Genomic DNA, 20,097 nt, shown 5'->3' on the forward strand with positions numbered 1-20,097 from the left:
CGCATCGCCCGGCATGTTCCCGGGCACCGGAATTTTCCGCCCCCCGGTTCCGTCACTATAGAAGTCGCCCATTGCACTCCAAGCACCCGGGCGTCCCATAACTGACCGAGGATCTTGTCTTGACTGAGCAGCTGCGACTGATGGCCGTTCACGCCCACCCCGACGACGAGTCGTCGAAGGGCGCGGCCACCATGGCCAAGTACGTGTCCGAGGGGGTGGACGTACACGTAGTGACCTGCACGGGCGGCGAGCGCGGCTCCATCCTCAACCCGAAGCTCCAGGGCGACAAGTACGTCGAGAAGAACATCCGGGAGGTGCGCCGCAAGGAGATGGACGAGGCGCGCGAGATCCTCGGCGTCAAGCAGGACTGGCTGGGCTTCGTCGACTCGGGGCTGCCCGAGGGCGACCCGCTGCCGCCGCTGCCGGAGGGCTGCTTCGCCCTGGAGGACGTCGACCACGCGGCCGGCGCCCTGGTCAAGCAGATCCGCACCTTCCGTCCGCAGGTCATCACGACCTACGACGAGAACGGCGGCTACCCGCACCCCGACCACATCATGACCCACAAGATCACGATGGTGGCCTTCGACGGTGCGGCCGACGCCGAGAAGTACCCCGAGGACGAGTTCGGCCCCGTCTACCAGCCGAAGAAGCTCTACTACAACCAGGGCTTCAACCGGCCGCGCACCGAGGCGCTGCACAACGCGCTGCTCGACCGCGGCATGGAGTCCCCGTACGGGGACTGGCTCAAGCGCTGGGACGAGTTCGCGCGGGTCGAGCGCACGCTTACCACGCACATTCCGTGCGCCGACTTCTTCGGGATCCGCGACAAGGCGCTGATCGCGCACGCCACGCAGATCGACCCCGACGGCGGCTGGTTCCGCGTGCCGATGGACATCCAGCAGGAGGTCTGGCCGACGGAGGAGTACGAGCTCGCGAAGTCGCTCGTCGATACCTCCCTCCCCGAGGACGACCTCTTCGCGGGCATCCGACACAATGCCTGATGTGAACGCGAATCTGGCATTGACCCATCTCGTCCCCCTTGCCGCTAAGGAGGTCGACGAGAACAAGGTGACTCCGGGCGTGCTCGGCTTCATCGTCTTCGCCGTGATGGCCGTCGCGGTCTGGGGCCTGATGAAGTCGATGAACAAGCACATGGGCAAGGTCGACTTCAAGGAGAAGTCGGACGAGCCCGCCGGTGCGACGAGCGGCAAGGACGCCGGGCAGAAGTCCGCCTGAACCTGCCGTCGGCCCCGCGCACGAGAGCGCGCGGGGCCGTTGCGCTGTCCGTCGCGCGCCCCCGTCTGTCATGTCCCCGTCTGCCATGTCCGGGACGGGGAGCCGTGCGGGGGCGCGCCCGGCCTACGACCGCTGTGCCTCCTTGGCGACGCCCATCACGTCCCGCGAGTGCCGGTTCGGGACCATGCCGAGGCGCCAGGCCTGCCAGCCGTCGTCCAGGTCCAGGCCCCGCTCGAGCATCAACTGGTACGCCTCCACGTAGTCGTCGAGCTTTCCGTCGCGGGCCGGATGCGTGGCCCGGGTGAGCTGGGACAGCTCCTCCTGGGCGACCGCCGTGCCGATCTCCGAACCGCCGGGGGAGGCGTACGGCAGGAGAGTGCAGCGCAGGAACGTCGCCCAGTCCTCGCCCCTGCGGTCCTCGTACCCGGCGAAGATGGCCCCCGCCTCCTCGCACAGCTCCATCGCCTGCGCGAGCCGCGCGTTGCCCGCGTCGACCACCGCGAGCTCCAGGCACGTCCACGCCTCGCCGTGCGGCACGCCGATGCGCTGGAAGTCGGCGCGGGCGTCGACCAGGAGCTGCCGTGCGAAGCCGGAGTTGCGCAGCGAGCCCGTCTGCGCGGCCCGTTCGTCGCGGGTGACGCGCGCCGAGTGGTGGCGGGCGCAGGCCAGGCCGTAGACGTCGCGCATCCGGGAGAACATCGTGCGCGAGCGTTCGAGTTCCCGCACCGCCTTGTCGAGGTCGCCGGTCTCCTCCAGGGCCTGGCCCAGGTAGTAGTACGTCCACGCCTCGCCGCGCGCGTCCTCGTTCTCACGGTGCCGGGAGGCCGCCTGACGCAGGCCGTCGACCGCCGCGGAGGCCTCGCCGTCCATGAGCCGGGCGCGGGCCAGCTCGGTCAGCGCCCAGGCCTGGCCGCGGCCGTCGCGGGTCTGCCCGTACAGATCGAGCGCCTCCCGCAGCTCCTCCTCCGCACGCGGCACGTTGCCCATCCGCAGGCAGAGCTGGCCGAGCTGGAAGTGCGCCCACGCCTCGCCGTGCAGCGACTCGTTCTCGCGGTGCAGGGCGAACGCGTCGGTGAGCAGGGCGAGCGACGTGCGTACGTTCGCGCGGTCGCGCTCGACCGCCGCGAGCGCGTGCAGCGTCCAGCCGCGGTCGCCCTTCGTCTCCGGCGTCGTCTGAAGGTCGAGCGCCTCCTGCAACCGCCCGGCCGCCTCGGTGAGTTGGCCCTGGTGGTGCAGGGTGATGCCGAGGGAGCACAGCGCGCGGCCCTCGCCCGCCCTGTGGTGCGCCTCGCGGTAGAGGTCGACCACCGAGGACAGCGTCGTCCGCGCCTTGTCGAGCTCGCCGAGCTGGCGGGCCGCGATACCCGTGCGCCACTGGACCGAGCGCATGAGCAGGCCCTGGTCGATGGATTGCGCCAGCTCCTGGATCTCGCCGAGCCGGTAGAGGTCGCCGCGCAGCAGGCAGTAGTCGCACAGAGCGCCGAGCAGGCCGAGCACAGCGTCCTGGTTGACGCCCTCCGCGTGCCGCAGCGCCGCCGTGATGAAGCTCGACTCGTCGTCGAGCCAGCGCAGCGCCGCGTCCAGGGACGTGAAGCCGTGCGGCCCGGTCTGGCCCGCGCGCGTCGACATGTTGCCGTCGACCAGGCGGATCACCGAGTCGGCCAGATCCGCGTAGTTCTGGATCAGGCGCTCCTGCGCGGCCGTGCGCTCCGCGGGCTCCTCCTCGTCGGCGAGGCGGGCCTGGGCGAAGGCGCGGACGAGGTCGTGCAGGCGGTAGCGGCTGCCGCGCACGTGGTCGACGAGCCCGGCGTTCGCGAGCGCCGACAGATGCCGCGTCGCCTCCGCGCTGGTGGTGGCGAGCAGCGCGGCAGCGGCGGCCGCGCCGAGCGAGGCGCGCCCGGCGAGCGCGAGCCGCCGCAGCAGCCGCCTGCCCTGCTCGGACTGGTCGGTGTAGCGCAGCCACAGCACCCGCTCGACCGGGTCCACGGGCCCGTACGCGCCCAGGTCGGCGGCGAGCTGACGCGTCGTACGCGGCCCGATCGCGGAGCCCGCGACGCGCAGCGCCAGCGGCAGGCCGCCGCACAACTCCCGTACGGCATCGGAGGATTCGGCATCATAGGGGCCGCTCGGATCCTCCGCGGCCTCCCGCAGCAGCTCCTCCGCGCCCGCCGCGTCGAGCGCCTGCACCGGCAGGTGGTGCACCCAGGCGGGCGTGTCGTTGCCGAGTTCGAGCGGCTCACGCGCGGTGACGATCACGAGGCTGTCGGACCGCTCGGGAACGAGCGTACGCACCTGCTCCGCGCCCGCCGCGTCGTCGAGCACGATCGTCACCGGCAGCCCGGTCAGATGCTGGTGATACAGCTCGCTGAGCCGCTTGACCTGCTGTTCCTGCGAGGACCGCTCACGGAAGAGCAGCTGCTCGCGCGGTGCTCCGAGCCGGTTCAGGAGGTGCAGCAGGGCGTCCCGCGTGGGCAGCGGCGGCGCGTCCGGGCGGTCGCCGCGCAGATCCACCACGCACGCCCCGCGGAACTGGTCCCGCAGGTCGTGCGCCGCGCGCACCGCGAGCGTCGTACGCCCCGAACCCGGGTCCCCGTGCAGCACGACGACGGTCGGCCGGGTCTCGGTGCTGGCCCGCGCCGCGTGCACCCACTGCGCGATCTGCGACATGGCGACCCGCCGGCCGGCGAACGGCCCCTCGGGCTCAGGCAGTTGACCGAAGGACTGCTCAAGCACGCTCCGCCGCCGCGCGGCCGCGCTCTTGTCGGTGCGGCGCAGTTGAGGCGTCGGCTTGTTCGAGCCGCCCGCCCCCGTCGACGCCGCGAGCACCCGCTGCTGATCGAGGAACGGCCTGATGCCCCGCACTTCCAGCGCGGTCAGCCACTGCAGCCGCAGCTGCTCCGGCCCGCCCGGTTGATTGCGCGCCCCGGCGCTGCGGCTCGCCGCCGGCACGTGCGAAGCGGTCACCTTCGCGACGGTCGCGGCGGACCCCAGTACGGCGACGGCGACACCGGCGCCCACGGCCGTCCCGGTCCCCACCCCGAGCACCAGATCCGCCACGCACGCGGTGACGGCACCAACCCCCGCCACCATCAGCGGAGTTGACCCGCCCTCCTTGGCGAACCGCTGCCCGAACGTCATCCGCCCCGCGTCGGCCTCGTCGAGCGCCCGGGTGAACGCGTCGTACTCGTCCGCCGCGCTGCGCTCCATCGCGTCGAGCGCACCCTTCGCCCTCGACAGCAGCACGGCGCCGTCCGCACGCCCGCCCGAGCGCCTGACCTCTTCCTCGACGGCCCGGGCCAACAGCCGTTCGGCTTCCGCCCGATGGCTGTCCCGCATCTTCGGTCCCCCTCCGGTGGCGACAGTACGGGTCAAGTGTGCTGCGTATGGGGTGTCGGCGCGAGGGTCCCGGCGATCAGAGACGCGACGCGGATCACCATGAGCGAGGATGGGAGGCATGCCGAACCGACTGGCCCATGAGACGTCCCCCTACCTCCTCCAGCACGCCGACAACCCGGTGGACTGGTGGCCCTGGTCGGCCGAGGCCTTCGCGGAGGCGCAGCGGCGCGGGGTGCCGGTGCTGCTCAGCGTCGGGTATTCGAGCTGCCACTGGTGCCATGTAATGGCTCACGAGTCGTTCGAGGACGGGGCCACCGCCGCCGTCCTGAACGAGAACTTCGTCAACATCAAGGTCGACCGCGAAGAGCGCCCCGACGTCGACGCCGTCTACATGGAGGCCGTGCAGGCCGCCACCGGGCAGGGCGGCTGGCCCATGACCGTGTTTCTCACGCCGGACGCCGAGCCGTTCTACTTCGGCACGTACTTCCCGCCCGAGCCGCGCCACGGCATGCCCTCGTTCACCCAGGTCCTGCACGGCGTGCGGGACGCGTGGACCGAGCGGCACGGCGAGGTCACCGAGGTCGCCGGAAAGATCACCGCCGATCTGGCGGCACGGGAAATGCCGTACGGGAACACGGAGTTGCCGGGCGAGAACGAGCTGGCGCAGGCGCTGCTCGGGCTCACGCGCGAGTACGACGCGACGTACGGCGGCTTCGGCGGCGCGCCCAAGTTCCCGCCGTCCATGGTGATCGAGTTCCTGCTGCGCCACCACGCGCGCACCGGCGCGGAGGGCGCGCTGCAGATGGCCGTGGACACCTGCGAGCGGATGGCGCGCGGCGGGATCTACGACCAGCTCGGCGGCGGGTTCGCGCGGTACTCCGTGGACCGGGAGTTCACGGTGCCGCACTTCGAGAAGATGTTGTACGACAACGCGTTGCTGTGTCGGGCGTACGCGCATCTGTGGCGCTCGACGGGCAGTGAACTGGCCAAGCGCGTCGCCCTGGAGACCGCCGACTTCATGGTGCGTGAGCTGCGGACGAACGAGGGCGGGTTCGCGTCCGCGCTCGACGCCGACAGTGAGGACCCGGCGAGCGGGAAGCACATCGAGGGCGCGTACTACGTGTGGACGCCTCAGCAGCTCACCGAGGTGCTCGGCGAGGCCGACGCGGAGGTCGCCGCCCGCCGCTTCGGCGTCACGGACGAGGGCACCTTCGAGGAGGGGGCCTCCGTGCTCCAGCTCCCGCAGGAGGACGGGGTGTTCGACGCCGGGCAGATCGAGCGGATCCGGGAGCGGCTCCGCGAGGCCCGGTCCAGGCGGCCCGCCCCCGGCCGGGACGACAAGGTCGTCGCCGCGTGGAACGGGCTCGCGATCGCCGCGCTCGCCGAGACCGGCGCGTACTTCGGCCGGCAGGATCTGGTGGACGCCGCCGTGTGCGCCGGTGATCTGCTCGTACGCCTGCACATGGACCCGCTGGCCCGGCTCGCCCGGACCAGCAAGGACGGGCACGTCGGCGGCAACGCGGGCGTTCTTGAGGACTACGCCGACGTCGCCGAGGGCTTCCTCGCGCTCGCGTCCGTGACCGGCGAGGGTGTGTGGCTGGAGTTCGCCGGGTTCCTGCTCGACCACGTCCTCGACCGGTTCACCGACCCGGAGAGCGGCGCGCTGTACGACACGGCCGTCGACGCGGAGAAGCTCATCCGCCGGCCCCAGGACCCGACCGACAACGCCGTGCCCTCGGGCTGGACCGCCGCGGCCGGCGCCCTCCTCTCGTACGCCGCACACACCGGCTCCGAGCCGCACCGCACCGCCGCCGAGCGGGCCCTCGGCGTCGTCAAGGCGCTCGCCCCGCGGGCGCCGCGGTTCATCGGGAACGGGCTCGCGGTCGCGGAGGCGCTGCTCGACGGGCCGCGCGAGATCGCGGTCGTGGGGGAGGTCGGCGGGCGGCTGCACCACGCGGCGCTCACCGGAACCGCTCCCGGCGCCGTCGTCGCCGCGGGTCCCGAAGGGAGCGACGAGCTTCCGCTGCTCGCCGACCGGCCGCTCGTCGACGGGGGCGAGGCGGCGTATGTGTGCCGTCACTTCGTGTGTGACGCGCCGGTGACGGAGGTCGAGCAGTTGCAGCGGATGCTGGGGGAGTCGCAGGCGTAGCCGATATCCCTCAGAGCCCGTGCTGCACCGTGTCGAGGGCGCGCAGCACGAGCTCGCGCAGGTCGTCCTCGTGGTCGTGCTCGGCCCAGTACATCGTGGCCTGCATCAGGGCGCCGACCAGGGCCATGGCGTAGACGCGGACCTCGAGGTCGGCGGCGTCCCGGCCGGTGCGCCCGGCGATGACCCGGCACATCAGCTGCCCGGTGACGGACATCGACTCCATCATCCGGGAGCGCACCGCGGGCGTCTCGACCTGGAGCCGCATCCGCAGCCGGATGATCTCCGGCCGTTCGTCCGCGAACGCGAGTTCCAGGCTGTGGTCGACGACGTGCCGCACGGACTCGGCGATCGACTCGTCCATGGGCCGCTTGAGCAGCTCCCGCTCCAGGATCGGGTCGAACTCGTCCGTGAGGACGATGTCCTCCTTGGTCGGGAAGTAGCGGAAGACCGTGGACGGCGACACCTCGGCGGCCTCGGCGATCTGCTCGACCGTCGTCGCGTCGTACCCCTGCTCCTCGATCAGGCGGTACGTCGCCTCACGGATCGCCGTCCTGGTCTTGATCTTCTTGCGCTCGCGGAGCCCGACCTTGGGCTCCGCGGGCTGCTGTGCTGACGCGGCCATGTCGCTCATTCTCAGGCATCGGCGCCGACCGGGGCGACCTCCGGGTCGGCGGCGGGGCCGGTCTTCTCGGGGCCGGGCATCAGCACCGCCGTCAGCAGCGCGGCGGCGAGGGCGACGATGCCGATGACGACCAGCGCCAGGTTCATGCCGTGGACGAACGCGCCGTCCGCCGAGGCGGCGAGCGCCCGGTCGCCGAGCTTCCCGGCGACCACGTGCGCGCCGATCACCGAGTCGCGCGCCACGTCCGCCGCCGCGTCGGGCAGCCCCGCCGTGGCGAGCCGGCCCGCGTAGGCGCCGGAGACGAGGGCGCCGAGCAGGGCCACGCCGAGCGCGGATCCTGTCTGCCGGACCGTGGACAGGAGGCCCGAGCCGCGGCCCGCCTGGTCCTTGGCGAGCGCGCCCATGGCGCCGCCCATCGCGGGGATCATGGCGAAGGCGATGCCGATCCCGGCGATCGACAGCCACAGCGCCGTGAAGCCGTACCCGGAGTCGACGGTGGTGCGCGCCCCGAGGAACGCGGCGAAGGCGAGGACCACCAGGGCCACGCAGATCACCGCCCGCGCCCCGAACTTCGCGACCAGGGGCTGCGCGAGCCTCGCCGCGACGAGCATTCCGCCCATCATCGGCACGATGCGCAGTCCGGTGCCGAGCGAGTCGATGCCGAGCACCGCCTGGAGGTACTGCGGCAGCAGGAACAGCATCCCGGCCATGATGAACATGCCGAGCGTCGCCGCCAGGGTGTTGGTGAGGAAGCCCCGGTGGGACAGGAGCGAGAGGTCGAGCATGGGCCGCGCGCTGCGTCGCTCGCGCAGCACCAGCGCGCCGATCAGGACGACGGACGCGAGGAATCCGCCGAGCACGACGGGGCTCGACCAGCCCTTCTCGGGGCCCTCGATGATCGCGTAGATGAGAGTGCCGAGGCCGAGCGCGGTGAGCACGGTGGAGACGAGGTCGACCTTGGGGGCGGCCGGGTCCCGGCTCTCGGGGAGCAGGAACAGGCAGGCGGTGATGCCGATCGCGACCATCGGCACGTTCAGCACGAACACCGAGCCCCACCAGAAGTGGTCGAGCAGCCAGCCGCCGATGATCGGGCCGAGCGGCATCCCGAGCGCGGAGGCCGCCGAGATGGCCCCGATCGCCTTCGTCTGCTCGTCCCGCGCGAACAGCGAGGGGATGACCGACATGGCGAGCGGCATCACGAAGGCGCCGCCGACGCCCATCAGCGCGCGGGCCGCGATCACCCAGCCCACGTCGCCGGCGAGCGCGCCCACGACGGACGCGGCGAGGAAGACGCCGAGGCCGCCGATCAGCATCCGGCGCCGCCCGAACCGGTCGCCGAGCAGTCCCGCCGGGAGCATCAAGGCGGCGAACACCACGATGTACGCGTCGGCCATCCACTGCTGCTGGCCCGTGGTGGCGCCGAGTTCTCCGGCAATCGTCGGGAGCGCGACGTTGAGGATCGTCATGTCGAAACCGAGCACGAGCATGCTCGCGACCAGGGCCCCGAGGGCCCACCAGCGCCGGGGATCCGGGCGCGGCTCCACCTGCTGAGTGACAGTAACCATGAAATGAGAGAAACTGTCACTTCATAGTGTCTGTCAATAAAGAGCCGCCCTCGGAAACGCAAAATGGCCGCGGCTGGTGAGCCGCGGCCATGAAGAAGGGGAGGGGTGGGGGTCAGCCGTGCTGGTACGCCACCAGTGAGATGCCGACGTAGTGCACGATGAACGCCGCGAGCGTCAGCGAGTGGAAGACCTCGTGGAAGCCGAACCAGCGCGGGGACGGGTTCGGGCGCTTGATGCCGTAGATGACGCCGCCCGCGCTGTAGAGCAGCCCGCCGACGATCACCAGGACGAGCACCGCGATGCCGCCCGTGCGCATGAAGTCCGGCAGGAAGAAGACCGCGGCCCAGCCCATCGCGATGTAGCACGGCGTGTACAGCCAGCGCGGGGCGCCGACCCAGAACACGCGGAAGGCGATGCCGGCCGCGGCTGCCACCCAGATGCCCCACAGCAGCGCGTCGCCCTTGGCGCCCGGCAGCAGCAGCATCGTCAGCGGCGTGTACGTACCGGCGATGATCAGGAAGATGTTCGCGTGGTCGAGCCTGCGCAGCACCCCGTCCGCGCGCGGCCCCCAGTTCCCCCGGTGGTAGAGCGCGCTCACCCCGAACAGCAGGCAGGCGCTCAGTACGAAGATGGCGCACGCGATCCGGCCGCGCGTGGAGTCCGCGAGTGCCGTGAGGAAGATGCCCGAGATCAGCACGGCGGGGAACATGCCCGCGTGCAGCCAGCCGCGCAGTCTCGGCTTCAGCACGGAGGGCTGGGCGGCGGGGACTTCGGGCTCGTCGGTGGCGACACTCATCCCCGCATGGTACCTACGCGACCGTAGGTAACGGACCCGTTGAGTGGTGATGCTCACTTCGCTCACCTGTGAGGCCCCCTGGACATATGGGCGTTTCGGCCGGATGATCAAATGAGTGCGGTCGGCACCGGATGAGCGCCCACTGAGCTCCAGTGGATTGGGAGGCGCAGCGTCCGGGTCGCAGCCCCCACGGGGCAATCAACCTCAGAACCCCTCATTTAGGAGCGATCGTGGCGCGCGACATCGCGGCTCCCTCCCTGGACACCCTCCCGACGAACCACCAGGAACTGATCTCGTGGGTCAACGAGATCGCCGAACTGACGCAGCCGGACAGTGTGGTCTGGTGTGACGGCTCCGAGGCCGAGTACGAGCGCCTCGCCGAGGAGCTCGTCGCGAAGGGGACGTTCAAGAAGCTCGACCCCATCAAGCGCCCCAACTCGTACTACGCCGCCTCCGACCCGTCCGATGTCGCGCGCGTCGAGGACCGTACGTTCATCTGCTCCGAGAAGGAGGAGGACGCGGGCCCCACGAACCACTGGAAGGCCCCCGCGGAGATGCGGGAGATCTTCCGGGGCAACGAGGGGAACGGGGGGATCTTCCGTGGCTCGATGCGCGGACGGACCATGTACGTCGTCCCGTTCTGCATGGGGCCGCTCGGTTCGCCGCTCTCCGCGATCGGCGTCGAGATCACCGATTCGGCCTACGTGGCCGTCTCCATGCGCACGATGACCCGGATGGGCCAGCCGGTCCTCGAAGAGTTGGGCGAGGACGGCTTCTTCGTGAAGGCCGTGCACACGCTGGGCGCCCCGCTGGGTCCCGACGAGGCGGACGTGCCGTGGCCGTGCAACTCCACGAAGTACATCTCGCACTTCCCCGAGGACCGCGAGATCTGGTCGTACGGCTCCGGCTACGGGGGCAACGCCCTGCTCGGCAAGAAGTGCTACGCCCTGCGCATCGCGTCCGTCATGGCGCGCGACGAGGGCTGGCTCGCCGAGCACATGCTGATCCTCAAACTGACGCCCCCGCAGGGTGAGTCGAAGTACGTCGCCGCCGCCTTCCCGAGCGCGTGCGGCAAGACCAACCTCGCGATGCTGGAGCCCACGATCTCCGGCTGGACCGTCGAGACGATCGGTGACGACATCGCCTGGATGCGGTTCGGCGAGGACGGCCGGCTCTACGCGATCAACCCCGAGGCCGGCTTCTTCGGCGTCGCGCCCGGCACCGGCGAGCACACCAACGCCAACGCCATGAAGACCCTCTGGGGCAACTCGGTCTTCACGAACGTCGCGCTGACGGATGACAACGACGTGTGGTGGGAGGGCATGACGGAGGAGACTCCGGCGCACCTCACGGACTGGAAGGGCAACAGCTGGACGCCCGAGTCCGGCGTCCCGGCCGCGCACCCGAACGCGCGCTTCACCACCCCCGCCTCCCAGTGCCCGATCATCGCGCCCGAGTGGGAGGACCCGAAGGGCGTGCCGATCTCGGCGATCCTCTTCGGTGGCCGCCGCGCCTCGGCCGTGCCGCTGGTCACCGAGTCCTTCGACTGGAACCACGGCGTCTTCCTCGGTGCGAACGTGGCCTCCGAGAAGACCGCCGCCGCCGAGGGCAAGGTCGGCGAGCTGCGCCGCGACCCCTTCGCCATGCTGCCGTTCTGCGGCTACAACATGGGCGACTACATGGCGCACTGGGTGAAGGTCGGCGCCGACAAGGATGCCGCCAAGCTGCCGAAGATCTACTACGTCAACTGGTTCCGGAAGAACGCGGACGGCAAGTTCGTGTGGCCCGGTTTCGGTGAGAACGCGCGCGTCCTGAAGTGGATCGTGGGCCGCCTCGACGGCCGCGCCGAGGGCGTCGAGACGCCGATCGGCATCCTGCCGACCAAGGAGTCCCTGGACACGAAGGGCCTCGGCCTGGCCGACGCCGACCTGGACTTCCTGCTGACGGTGGACAAGGAAGCGTGGCGCGACGAGGCGTCGCTCGTGCCCGGGCACCTCAACACGTTCGGCGACCACACGCCGACGGAGCTGTGGGACGAGTACCGCAAGCTGGTGGACCGGCTCGGCTAGGGCTGAATGAACGAAAGAAGGGGCGCGGCCTTCAGGCCGCGCCCCTTCTTCGTCTTCTTCGTTCTCCGTAGGTCACACAGCGACGAGGTCCCCCGCGGTCGCGTGCGCCTCCATGCGCTGCGCGGCCAGGATCGCGGCCGCCGTGTCCGCGCGGGACGCCGCGACCACCAGGGCGCGGCCCGCGAGGGCGTGCGCCCGCTGGTGCAGCGCGGCGACGTGCGGCTCGTGCACCGCGGTCGCCACGGCCGAGCGGAGCGGCGCGTGGCCGCCGCGGAGGCGGGCGACCTGTGCGGTCAGCGCCTCGGCCGCCTCGTCCAGGTCGGCCGCCGGGCCCAGTGCGCGCAGCTCGTCGGTGATGGCGAGCAGCGCGCTCAGGTGGCCGGCGAGCTGGATGTCCAGCTCCTCCTCGCGGGAGCGGTGCGGGAATTCGCCGCTGTCGACCCCGGTCGAGTGGACCGACTTGGTGCGGATCGGCTCGTACATGGGAGGCCTCCAGGGCATGCGTGTCAGCTTGACCTCCATCGTACCTTAGATTCTGTCTAAAGTAGAACCTGTCCAAAGTAGGAGTGTCACGGCTGGCTGTAGCCGTCCAGGAAGTTCCCGATCCGGGTCACAGCCTCCGTCAGCTGCCGGGTGTCGGGCAGCGTGACGACGCGGAAGTGGTCGGGCTCCGGCCAGTTGAAGCCGGTGCCGTGCACCACCATGATCTTCTCGGCCCGCAGCAGGTCGAGCACCATCTGCCGGTCGTCCTTGACCTTGAAGACCTTGGGGTCGAGGCGCGGGAAGAGGTACAGGGCGCCCTTCGGCTTTACGCAGGTCACGCCCGGGATCTGCGTGAGCAGCTCGTACGCGACGTCCCGCTGCTCCTTCAGCCGCCCGCCGGGCAGCACCAGATCGTTGACCGTCTGGCGTCCGCTGAGTGCCGCGACGACGCCGTGCTGGCCCGGCATGTTCGCGCACAGGCGCATGTTCGCCAGGATCGTCAGGCCCTCGATGTACGACTCCGCGTGCGCGCGCGGTCCCGAGATCGCCATCCAGCCGACGCGGTAGCCGGCCACGCGGTACGCCTTCGACATGCCGTTGAAGGTGAGCGTCATCAGGTCCGGCGCGATCGCGGCGGTCGGGGTGTGCGTGGCGTCGTCGTAGAGGATCTTGTCGTAGATCTCGTCGGAGCAGACGAGGAGGTTGTGGCGGCGGGCGATGTCGGTGATGCCGCGCAGCATCTCGTCGCTGTAGACGGCGCCGGTGGGGTTGTTGGGGTTGATGATGACGATCGCCTTGGTGCGGTCGGTCACCTTGCGCTCGATGTCGGCGAGGTCCGGCATCCAGTCCGCCTGCTCGTCGCAGCGGTAGTGCACGGCGGTGCCGCCGGAGAGCGAGACGGCGGCGGTCCACAGCGGATAGTCGGGGGCGGGGACGAGCACCTCGTCGCCGTCGTCGAGCAGTCCCTGCATCGCCATCACGATCAGCTCGGAGACGCCGTTGCCGATGAAGACGTGCTCGACGTCGGTCTCCACGCCGAGGGTCTGGTAGTGCATCATCACGGCGCGGCGGGCGGCGAGCAGGCCCTTGGCGTCGCCGTAGCCGTGCGCGTCCCCGAGGTTGCGGAGCATGTCCTCGAGGATCTCCGGCGGGCACTCGAAGCCGAACGCCGCAGGGTTGCCGGTGTTGAGCTTCAGGATGCGGTGCCCTGCCGCCTCCAGCCGCATCGCTTCCTCGAGAACCGGGCCCCGGATCTCGTAGCAGACGTTGGAGAGCTTGGTCGACTGGATGAGCTGCATCCCCAAACTTTACGGCCGTGTTTCGCGATGCCGCGCACCGTTTGTCGGCCGGTGGGGCGCCGCGGGCGGCACCGCTTTCGGATGCGGTGGCACGCGGTGCCGGATACCTCCGGAACGGCGGGTTCCGGGGTGGGTGCGGCTTTGATGCGGCGGGTCGGCGGGGTGGGTGAGATGGGCCACGTGCCGGGGCGGCCGGCGGGCGTGTTAATCGAGCGAATGTTCTAATCCTGCGCTACCTTGGTCGGCATGCTTCAGGGATCGCTCTTCGATCAGGCCGAGGGCGCCGACGACATCTCGCTCGGCGGGCTCGACGGGATGCGCCGCACCGTGCTCGGGGACGGGGCGTGGATCGACGTACTGCCGGGGTGGTTGCGCGGGGCCGACGAGGTGTACGAGCGGCTCGCCCGGGACGTGCCCTGGAAGGCCGAGCGGCGGCAGATGTACGAGCGGATGGTCGACGTGCCGCGGCTGCTGAAGTTCTACGGGGCGGGGGAGCGGCTCCCGGACCCCGTGCTCGACGAGGCGCGCGACGCGTTGTCCGCTTACTACGCCGAGGAGTTGGGGGAGCCGTTCACCACGGCGGGACTCTGCTATTACCGCGACGGTCGGGACAGCGTCGCCTGGCACGGGGACCGGATCGGGCGTGGGGCCCGCGAGGACACGATGGTCGCCATCGTGTCGGTCGGGACGCCGCGGGATCTGGTGCTACGGCCGGTCGGCGGCGGGCCCGTCGTGCGCCGCCCGCTCGGGCACGGCGATCTCATCGTCATGGGCGGCTCGTGCCAGCGGACCTGGGAGCACGCGATCCCCAAGTCCGCCCGCGCGGCCGGCGGCCGGATCAGTGTTCAGTTCCGGCCGCACGGGGTGCGTTGATCAGAGGGTCCGGCGCACGGAGCGGCCCGCGAGGACGTCCGTGCGCTTGCCCTCCTCGATCACGAACTGCCCGTCGACGAGGACGTGCGGGATACCGACCGGCAGCGTGCGCGGCGCATCGAAGGTGGAGCCCGCCGCGACCGTCTCCGGGTCGAACAGGACCAGGTCGGCGCGGTAGCCCTCGCGGACCAGGCCGCGGTCCGGCAGACGCAGGCGGGCGGCCGGGCGCGAGGTGAGGTGTGCGACCGTCTCCTCCAGGGACATGACGCCGAGGTCGCGGGCGTAGTGGCCCAGGTAGTGCGGGAACGTGCCGTACGCGCGCGGGTGCGGCTTGTAGCCCTGGAGGATGCCGTCGCTGCCGCCCGTGTGCACGGAGTGCTGCATGATCGCCCGGACGTTGTCCTCGTGACCGACGTGCTGGAGGATCGACGAGCCGAGGTTGTCGTTGATCAGCAGGCGGCGGGCGGTGACCCACGGGGCCTCGCCGCGCTCGGCGGCGGCCTGCGCGACGGTCTTGCCGACGCACGAGGCCAGGCCCGGGTCGGAGACGCCCGAGATCTCGATCTTGTCCCACTCGATCGGCACGCCGTGGCAGCCGTCCGCGCCGATCACCTCGACGTGGTGCCGGATGCGCTCGGCCGTCTCGTCGTCCTTGAGGCGGGCGAGGGTCGCGTCGGGGCCGCCCTCGTTGGCCCAACTCGGCAGCATCGCCACGAGAGTTGTGGCGCCCGGGGTGTACGGGTACGTGTCCAGGCTGATGTCGGCGCCGTCCGCGATGGCCTCGTCGAGAAGGGCCAGGAGGTCGACTCCCTTGCCCTTGTTCACGCCGAAGTTCATGGTGGCGTGCGCGAGGTGCAGGGAGCAGCCCGCGGTGCGGGTCAGCTCCACCATCTCCTGGTACGCGTCGAGCGCGCCGGCGCCGTAACTGCGGTGGTGCGGGCAGTAGTAGCCGTCGTACGAGGCCACCACCCGGCACAGTTCGGTGAGTTCGGCGTCCTTCGCGTACATGCCGGGGGTGTAGGTCAGTCCGGAGGACATTCCTACGGCGCCCTGCTCCATGCCCTCGGCGACGAGCCGCTTCATGTGGTCGAGTTCGGCCGGGGTCGCGTCCCTGTCGTCCCAGCCGACCGCGTACATGCGGACCGTGCCCTGCGGGATGAGGTACGCGGCGTTCACCGCGATGCCCTGGCGGTCGATGCGGTCCAGGTACTCGCCGACCGTGCGCCAGTCGAAGTCGATGTCCGAGCCGTCGCCGTTCCAGCCGGTGATCGCCTGGCGGACCTGGGCGAGGGTGCGGTCGTCGACGGGGGCGTAGGACAGGCCGTCCTGGCCGAGGACTTCGAGGGTGACGCCCTGGGCGGCCTTCGCGCTGTGGTCCGGGTCGCGGAGCACGGCGAGGTCGCTGTGGGCGTGCATGTCGATGAAGCCGGGGGAGAGGGCGAGGCCGTCGGCCTCGACCGTGCGGGTGGCGGTGGGGCGGGGGCCTGCCCCCTCCGGGGTGATCTCGGAGATCCGGCCGTCGTTGACGGTCACGTCGGCTCGGTACGAGGCGCTGCCGCTGCCGTCGATGACGCGGGCGTCGCGGATGACCAGGTCCATGGGGGGTGCCTCTCTGGGGCGGGTGGTGCGGTGCGGGGTGGTCGGTGCGGGTGGGTGGGCGCCTGCGGCGGGCGGAATTCCCCTCCCCGCCCCTTCCCGAAACCGGGGCTCCGCCCCGGACCCCGTTTGTCCTCAAACGCCGGACGGGCTGGAAATACGGGGTGGAGCCCCGAGGCGTGGGCGGCGGCCGGGTGGGCCGTATCGGCTGCCTAGAAGTACGTGCGGATGTAGTCGACGACCGTGCCGTCGGACTCCACCAGGGGAATCAGCTGCCACTTGTCGAACGACGTGCACGGGTGCGAGAGGCCCATGCCGAGCCAGTCGCCCACCTCCACGTCCGCCCCCGGCTCCGTACGCACCCAGCCGTGCTGGTCGGAGAGGCCCGTCACCGCGACGCCCGCGGCCTCACGCACCTCGCCCGTCCGCGCGTCCCGGACGACCTGCGCCTCGGGCAGGTCGATGTCGTACGCGGCGTCCCGCTTGCCGGCGTTGGTGAACGCCTGGCCGTCGTTGGGGCGGGAGACGAACTGCGCCCACAGCCGGAACGCCGGCTCCAGCGCACCCTCCTCCGGGACCCGGTTGAACGGGGTCAGGTGCCGGTAGTGGCCGTCGTCGTGCGAGACGTACGCGCCGGAGCGGAGCAACTTGAGGACGGGGACGGTCAGTTCGGGGATTTCCGCGAAGACGTCCGCCACCGCGTCGAACCATGCCGAGCCGCCCGCGCTCACCACGATCTCGTCGAGGCCCGCGAAGCGCTCCGCCTTGTCGAACTCCGCCGCGAGCGCGACGAGTCGGCGCAGCCAGGCGCGCACCCGCTCGCCGTCGGCGTCCGGCACCTCGCCCTCGTAGCCCGCGACTCCGACCAGGCGAAGGGCCGAAGCGTCGGCCACCGCGTCCGCGATCGCCGCGCAGTCCGCCTCGGTGCGGGCTCCGGTGCGCGCGCCGTCGCCCGCGCCCAGCTCCACGACCACGTCGACCGGTCGGCCCGCTCCGGCCTCCGCCAGCGCCGCCTGCATCAGTTCCACGCCGCGCACGGAGTCGACGTAGCAGATGAAGCGGAAGGACGGGTTCGCGTCCAGCTCCTTCGAGAGCCAGCGCAGCGCTGCCGCGTCGACCAGCTCGTTCGCCAGGAAGATGCGGTCGATGCCGAACTCCCGCGCCACACGCACCTGGTGGGGCACGGCGAGGGTGATGCCCCACGCGCCGTGCTCGAGCTGCCGGTGGAAGAGCTGCGGGGCCATCGACGTCTTGCCGTGCGGGGCGAAGGCGAGGCCGTGGCGGGCGGAGTAGGTCTCCATGAGCGCGAGGTTGTGCTCGAGGCGCTCGGCGGAGAGGGCGAGGACGGGCGTGGTGAAGCCGTCCGTGAAGAGGTTCAGGCGGCGGGCTGCCAGCTCGCCGATCGTCGCGCCGTCGGCCTCGGGAGGCAGTCCCTTGAAGCGGAAGTCCACCCGCTCCGTCGCCAGCTCCTCAAGACGAGCGATACGGCGCTCGACGGCATTGTCGGCGTTCTGGGCGGTCACGGCGCCTCCTCCAGGCAGCCCGTTGCACTATTTGCAACGGTCATTGCGTATGTCGCTTCATGCTGTCTAACATCCGAGCCAACGTCGGGTCAACGAAGCCCGAAGTCCCCTGCCGCGAGGAGTGCGACCCACCGTGACCGCCACCGGACCCGCAGTACCGACCAGCGCCAACGATGTAGTCGCGCTCGGCGAGTCCATGGTCACGTTCCGGCCCACCGTGCCGGGGCGGCTCGCCGACGTGCCCTCGTTCGATCGCGGGATCGGCGGCGCCGAGTCCAACGTGGCGTGCGTGCTCGCCGCCGCCGGGCACCGGGCCGTGTGGGTCAGCCGGGTCGGCGCCGACGGGTTCGGCGACCACCTCGTGGAGGCCATCGGCGCGTACGGCGTCGACACCTCCGCCGTACGCCGCGATCTGCACCGGCCCACCGGCATCTACTTCCGCACCGCGGGCGACCGGGCCACCGCCGCCCACGAGGTCGCCTACTACCGCGCCGGGTCCGCCGCCTCCGCGATGTCCACCGTCAACCTGGACCTCGACGCGCTGCGCTCCGGCCGGATCCTGCACCTGTCCGGGATCACGGCCGCGCTGTCCGCCGGCTGCCTCGACCTGCTGCGCGAGCTGACCGCTCCGCGCGCGGGCCGCCCCCTCGTCTCCTTCGACGTCAACTACCGGCCCGGCCTGTGGTCCGGCTCCGCCGAGGGCCCCGACGTACTCCTGGAGCTCGCGCGCGGCGCCGACATCGTGTTCGTCGGCGACGACGAGGCCGAGGACGCCTGGGGCATCACCGGCGGACCCGACGCGATCCGCGATGCGCTGCCCGAGCCCGCGCTGCTCGTCGTCAAGCGGGGCGCCGACGGCGCGATCGCGTACGACGCCGACGGACGCCACGAGGAACCCTCCCCGCGCGTCGACGTCGTCGCCGCCGTCGGCGCGGGCGATGCCTTCGCCGCCGGATTCCTCTCCGCCACGCTGCGCGAACTGCCCGTCGCCGAACGCCTTCGGCACGGCCACCTCTGGGCCGCCGTCGCCCTCACCGAGCCCGGCGACCTCGCCGCGCCCCCGAGCCGCGCCCGGGCGGACCGCCTGGTCGGCCTCGACGCCGCGCAGTGGGGGACACTGCACCTCGGCCCCGGTTGGGCAGCAGCCGACGCAGCCGACAGCGGGGCCGCCGAGGAGGTACGTACGCCATGAGCCAGACCGTCGACCGCGCGCTCAGCATCCTGCCGCTGCTCGCCGAGGGACCCGCCGACCTGGGCCAGGTCGCCGACCGCCTCGACGTGCACAAGTCCACGGCCATGCGCCTGCTGCGCACCCTCCACGAGCACGGCCTGGTCTACCGCCAGTCCGACCAGCGCTACCGGCTCGGCGCCCGCCTCTTCGCGCTCGCCCAGGAAGCCGTCGAGAACCTCGACGTCCGCGAGATCGCCCACCCCCACCTCGTCGAACTCAACGAGAAGGTCGGGCACACCATCCACCTCGCCGTGTACGCGGAGAACGAGGTCCTCTACATCGACAAGGTCGAGAGCCGCTACCCGGTGCGCATGTACTCGCGCGTCGGCAAGCCGGTCGCCATCACCGTGGCCGCCGTCGCCAAGCTGCTGCTCGCCGACCTGTCCGAGTCCGAGCGCCGCGCCGTCGCGGAGAAGCTCGACTACCCCATGTACACGTCCCGTTCCACCCCCAACTCCGCGGCTTTCCTGCGGGAGTTGGAGAAGGTGCGCGAACAGGGCTGGGCCACCGACCTCGGTGGCCACGAGGAGTCCATCAACTGCGTCGGCGCCCCCATCCGCGGCGCGGACGGCCGGGTCGTCGCCGCCATGTCGGTCTCCGCGCCGAATGTCGTCGTCACCGCCGAGGAACTCCTCACGCTGCTCCCGCTGGTGCGCCGCACGGCGGAAGCCATCAGCCGGGACTACTCCGGGACCCCTCCGAAGTAAGCCCCCAAGTAACACACCCCCCAAGTAACACCCCTCAAAGAAGGACCAGTTCACATGTCTGAGAAGACCGCGCTCACGCCCGCCACCCACACGACCCCGCCGGCGAAGTTCTCGCACGGCGTCAAGAAGGGCAACATCCTTCAGGTCGCCGGCCAGGTCGGCTTCCTGCCGGCCGAGGAGGGCAAGGCCCCGACCCCCGCGGGCCCGACCCTCAAGGAGCAGACCCTCCAGACGTTCGCCAACGTCAAGGCGATCCTCGAAGAGGGCGGCGCGAGCTGGGACGACGTCATGATGATGCGCGTCTACCTGACGGACGTCGACCACTTCGCCGAGATGAACGCCATCTACAACGAGTACTTCGAGGAGCAGGGCCTCAAGGCCCCGGCCTCCGCCCGTACGACCGTCTACGTCGGTCTGCCCAAGGGCCTGCTCATCGAGATCGACGCGCTCGCCGTCCTGAGCTGAGCCCCCTGAGCCGGGCCTGCCGGGCTCGCGCTCCCGCTCGTTCGCACGTCGTCACGGAGCGGCGCCCCTGTGGGTGCGCCGCTCCGCGATCCCCCCTGTCTGGAAACACTGAAAACGCCCCGCGCCCCCCCATGTACTTACGAGGTCA

16 protein-coding genes are annotated in these 20,097 nt (G+C 71.1%); 8 read left to right on the plus strand and 8 right to left on the minus strand.

The features are described 5' to 3' along the window. Nucleotides 1-119: 119 nt before the first annotated feature. Together mca and OHA73_RS27110 are read left to right on the plus strand one after the other, a co-directional pair. On the plus strand, nt 120-1,001 hold the full coding sequence (gene mca / locus OHA73_RS27105) for a mycothiol conjugate amidase Mca (protein ID WP_327656353.1): 882 nt from the start codon (nt 120-122) through the stop codon (nt 999-1,001). Then, nucleotides 994-1,236 carry a hypothetical protein gene (locus tag OHA73_RS27110; protein ID WP_266713511.1) on the plus strand — a complete coding sequence of 81 codons (243 nt, stop codon included), beginning with the start codon at nt 994-996 and terminating at the stop codon, nt 1,234-1,236. The genes mca and OHA73_RS27110 overlap by 8 nt, the downstream gene beginning before the upstream one ends. Nucleotides 1,237-1,359: 123 nt before the next feature. On the opposite strand, the gene OHA73_RS27115 is transcribed toward OHA73_RS27110, so the two are convergent. Beyond that, the gene (locus OHA73_RS27115) at nt 1,360-4,572 is read right to left on the minus strand and encodes a tetratricopeptide repeat protein (protein ID WP_327656354.1); all 3,213 of its coding nucleotides are present in this window, start codon (nt 4,570-4,572) and stop codon (nt 1,360-1,362) included. A gap of 118 nt (nt 4,573-4,690) precedes the next feature. Here OHA73_RS27115 and OHA73_RS27120 point away from each other — a divergent pair, with 118 nt between their 5' ends. Continuing rightward, on the plus strand, nt 4,691-6,721 hold the full coding sequence (locus OHA73_RS27120; protein WP_327656355.1) for a thioredoxin domain-containing protein: 2,031 nt from the start codon (nt 4,691-4,693) through the stop codon (nt 6,719-6,721). A gap of 10 nt (nt 6,722-6,731) precedes the next feature. On the opposite strand, the gene OHA73_RS27125 is transcribed toward OHA73_RS27120, so the two are convergent. The 3 genes from OHA73_RS27125 to trhA form a co-directional block, all read right to left on the minus strand. Continuing rightward, nucleotides 6,732-7,343, minus strand: a complete 612-nt coding sequence (locus OHA73_RS27125; RefSeq protein ID WP_266713517.1) for a TetR/AcrR family transcriptional regulator — start codon at nt 7,341-7,343, stop codon at nt 6,732-6,734. Nucleotides 7,344-7,354: 11 nt separating this feature from the next. Next, complete coding sequence (locus OHA73_RS27130; RefSeq protein WP_327656356.1) at nt 7,355-8,908, minus strand: DHA2 family efflux MFS transporter permease subunit; 1,554 nt, start codon at nt 8,906-8,908, stop codon at nt 7,355-7,357. A 112-nt stretch (nt 8,909-9,020) separates the two neighbouring features. Then, the gene (trhA, locus tag OHA73_RS27135) at nt 9,021-9,704 is read right to left on the minus strand and encodes a PAQR family membrane homeostasis protein TrhA (protein ID WP_266713521.1); all 684 of its coding nucleotides are present in this window, start codon (nt 9,702-9,704) and stop codon (nt 9,021-9,023) included. A 230-nt stretch (nt 9,705-9,934) separates the two neighbouring features. On the opposite strand from trhA, the gene OHA73_RS27140 reads away from it, so the two are divergent. After that, nucleotides 9,935-11,773, plus strand: a complete 1,839-nt coding sequence (locus OHA73_RS27140; RefSeq protein ID WP_327656357.1) for a phosphoenolpyruvate carboxykinase (GTP) — start codon at nt 9,935-9,937, stop codon at nt 11,771-11,773. 72 nt (nt 11,774-11,845) lie between these two features. Here OHA73_RS27140 and OHA73_RS27145 read toward each other — a convergent pair whose 3' ends face one another. Together OHA73_RS27145 and OHA73_RS27150 are read right to left on the minus strand one after the other, a co-directional pair. Next, on the minus strand, nt 11,846-12,256 hold the full coding sequence (locus OHA73_RS27145) for an SCO4983 family protein (protein WP_266713525.1): 411 nt from the start codon (nt 12,254-12,256) through the stop codon (nt 11,846-11,848). Nucleotides 12,257-12,342: 86 nt separating this feature from the next. Continuing rightward, nucleotides 12,343-13,554, minus strand: coding sequence for a pyridoxal phosphate-dependent aminotransferase (locus OHA73_RS27150; RefSeq protein WP_266713527.1), 1,212 nt, complete (start codon nt 13,552-13,554; stop codon nt 12,343-12,345). Nucleotides 13,555-13,800: 246 nt separating this feature from the next. Here OHA73_RS27150 and OHA73_RS27155 point away from each other — a divergent pair, with 246 nt between their 5' ends. After that, nucleotides 13,801-14,427 (plus strand): alpha-ketoglutarate-dependent dioxygenase AlkB, encoded by a 627-nt coding sequence (locus tag OHA73_RS27155; protein WP_443063131.1) that lies wholly within the window; start codon nt 13,801-13,803, stop codon nt 14,425-14,427. Here OHA73_RS27155 and OHA73_RS27160 read toward each other — a convergent pair whose 3' ends face one another. Further along, nucleotides 14,428-16,026 (minus strand): N-acyl-D-amino-acid deacylase family protein, encoded by a 1,599-nt coding sequence (locus OHA73_RS27160; protein WP_327656359.1) that lies wholly within the window; start codon nt 16,024-16,026, stop codon nt 14,428-14,430. It lies immediately after the preceding gene. Between the two features lie 209 nt (nt 16,027-16,235). After that, nucleotides 16,236-17,507: an amino acid deaminase gene (locus tag OHA73_RS27165; RefSeq protein ID WP_327658531.1), complete on the minus strand. Its 1,272-nt coding sequence runs from the start codon at nt 17,505-17,507 to the stop codon at nt 16,236-16,238. A gap of 172 nt (nt 17,508-17,679) precedes the next feature. Here OHA73_RS27165 and OHA73_RS27170 point away from each other — a divergent pair, with 172 nt between their 5' ends. The 3 genes from OHA73_RS27170 to OHA73_RS27180 are packed head-to-tail and all read left to right on the plus strand — an operon-like array spanning nt 17,680 to nt 19,949. After that, nucleotides 17,680-18,738 (plus strand): sugar kinase, encoded by a 1,059-nt coding sequence (locus tag OHA73_RS27170; RefSeq protein WP_327656360.1) that lies wholly within the window; start codon nt 17,680-17,682, stop codon nt 18,736-18,738. Continuing rightward, complete coding sequence (locus OHA73_RS27175; RefSeq protein WP_266713535.1) at nt 18,735-19,484, plus strand: IclR family transcriptional regulator; 750 nt, start codon at nt 18,735-18,737, stop codon at nt 19,482-19,484. The genes OHA73_RS27170 and OHA73_RS27175 overlap by 4 nt, the downstream gene beginning before the upstream one ends. Nucleotides 19,485-19,538: 54 nt before the next feature. Then, nucleotides 19,539-19,949 carry a RidA family protein gene (locus OHA73_RS27180; protein ID WP_266713537.1) on the plus strand — a complete coding sequence of 137 codons (411 nt, stop codon included), beginning with the start codon at nt 19,539-19,541 and terminating at the stop codon, nt 19,947-19,949. The last annotated feature ends 148 nt before the right edge of the window (nt 19,950-20,097 follow it).

It is taken from the genome of Streptomyces sp. NBC_00483 (genome assembly GCF_036013745.1).
GTDB lineage: Bacteria > Actinomycetota > Actinomycetes > Streptomycetales > Streptomycetaceae > Streptomyces.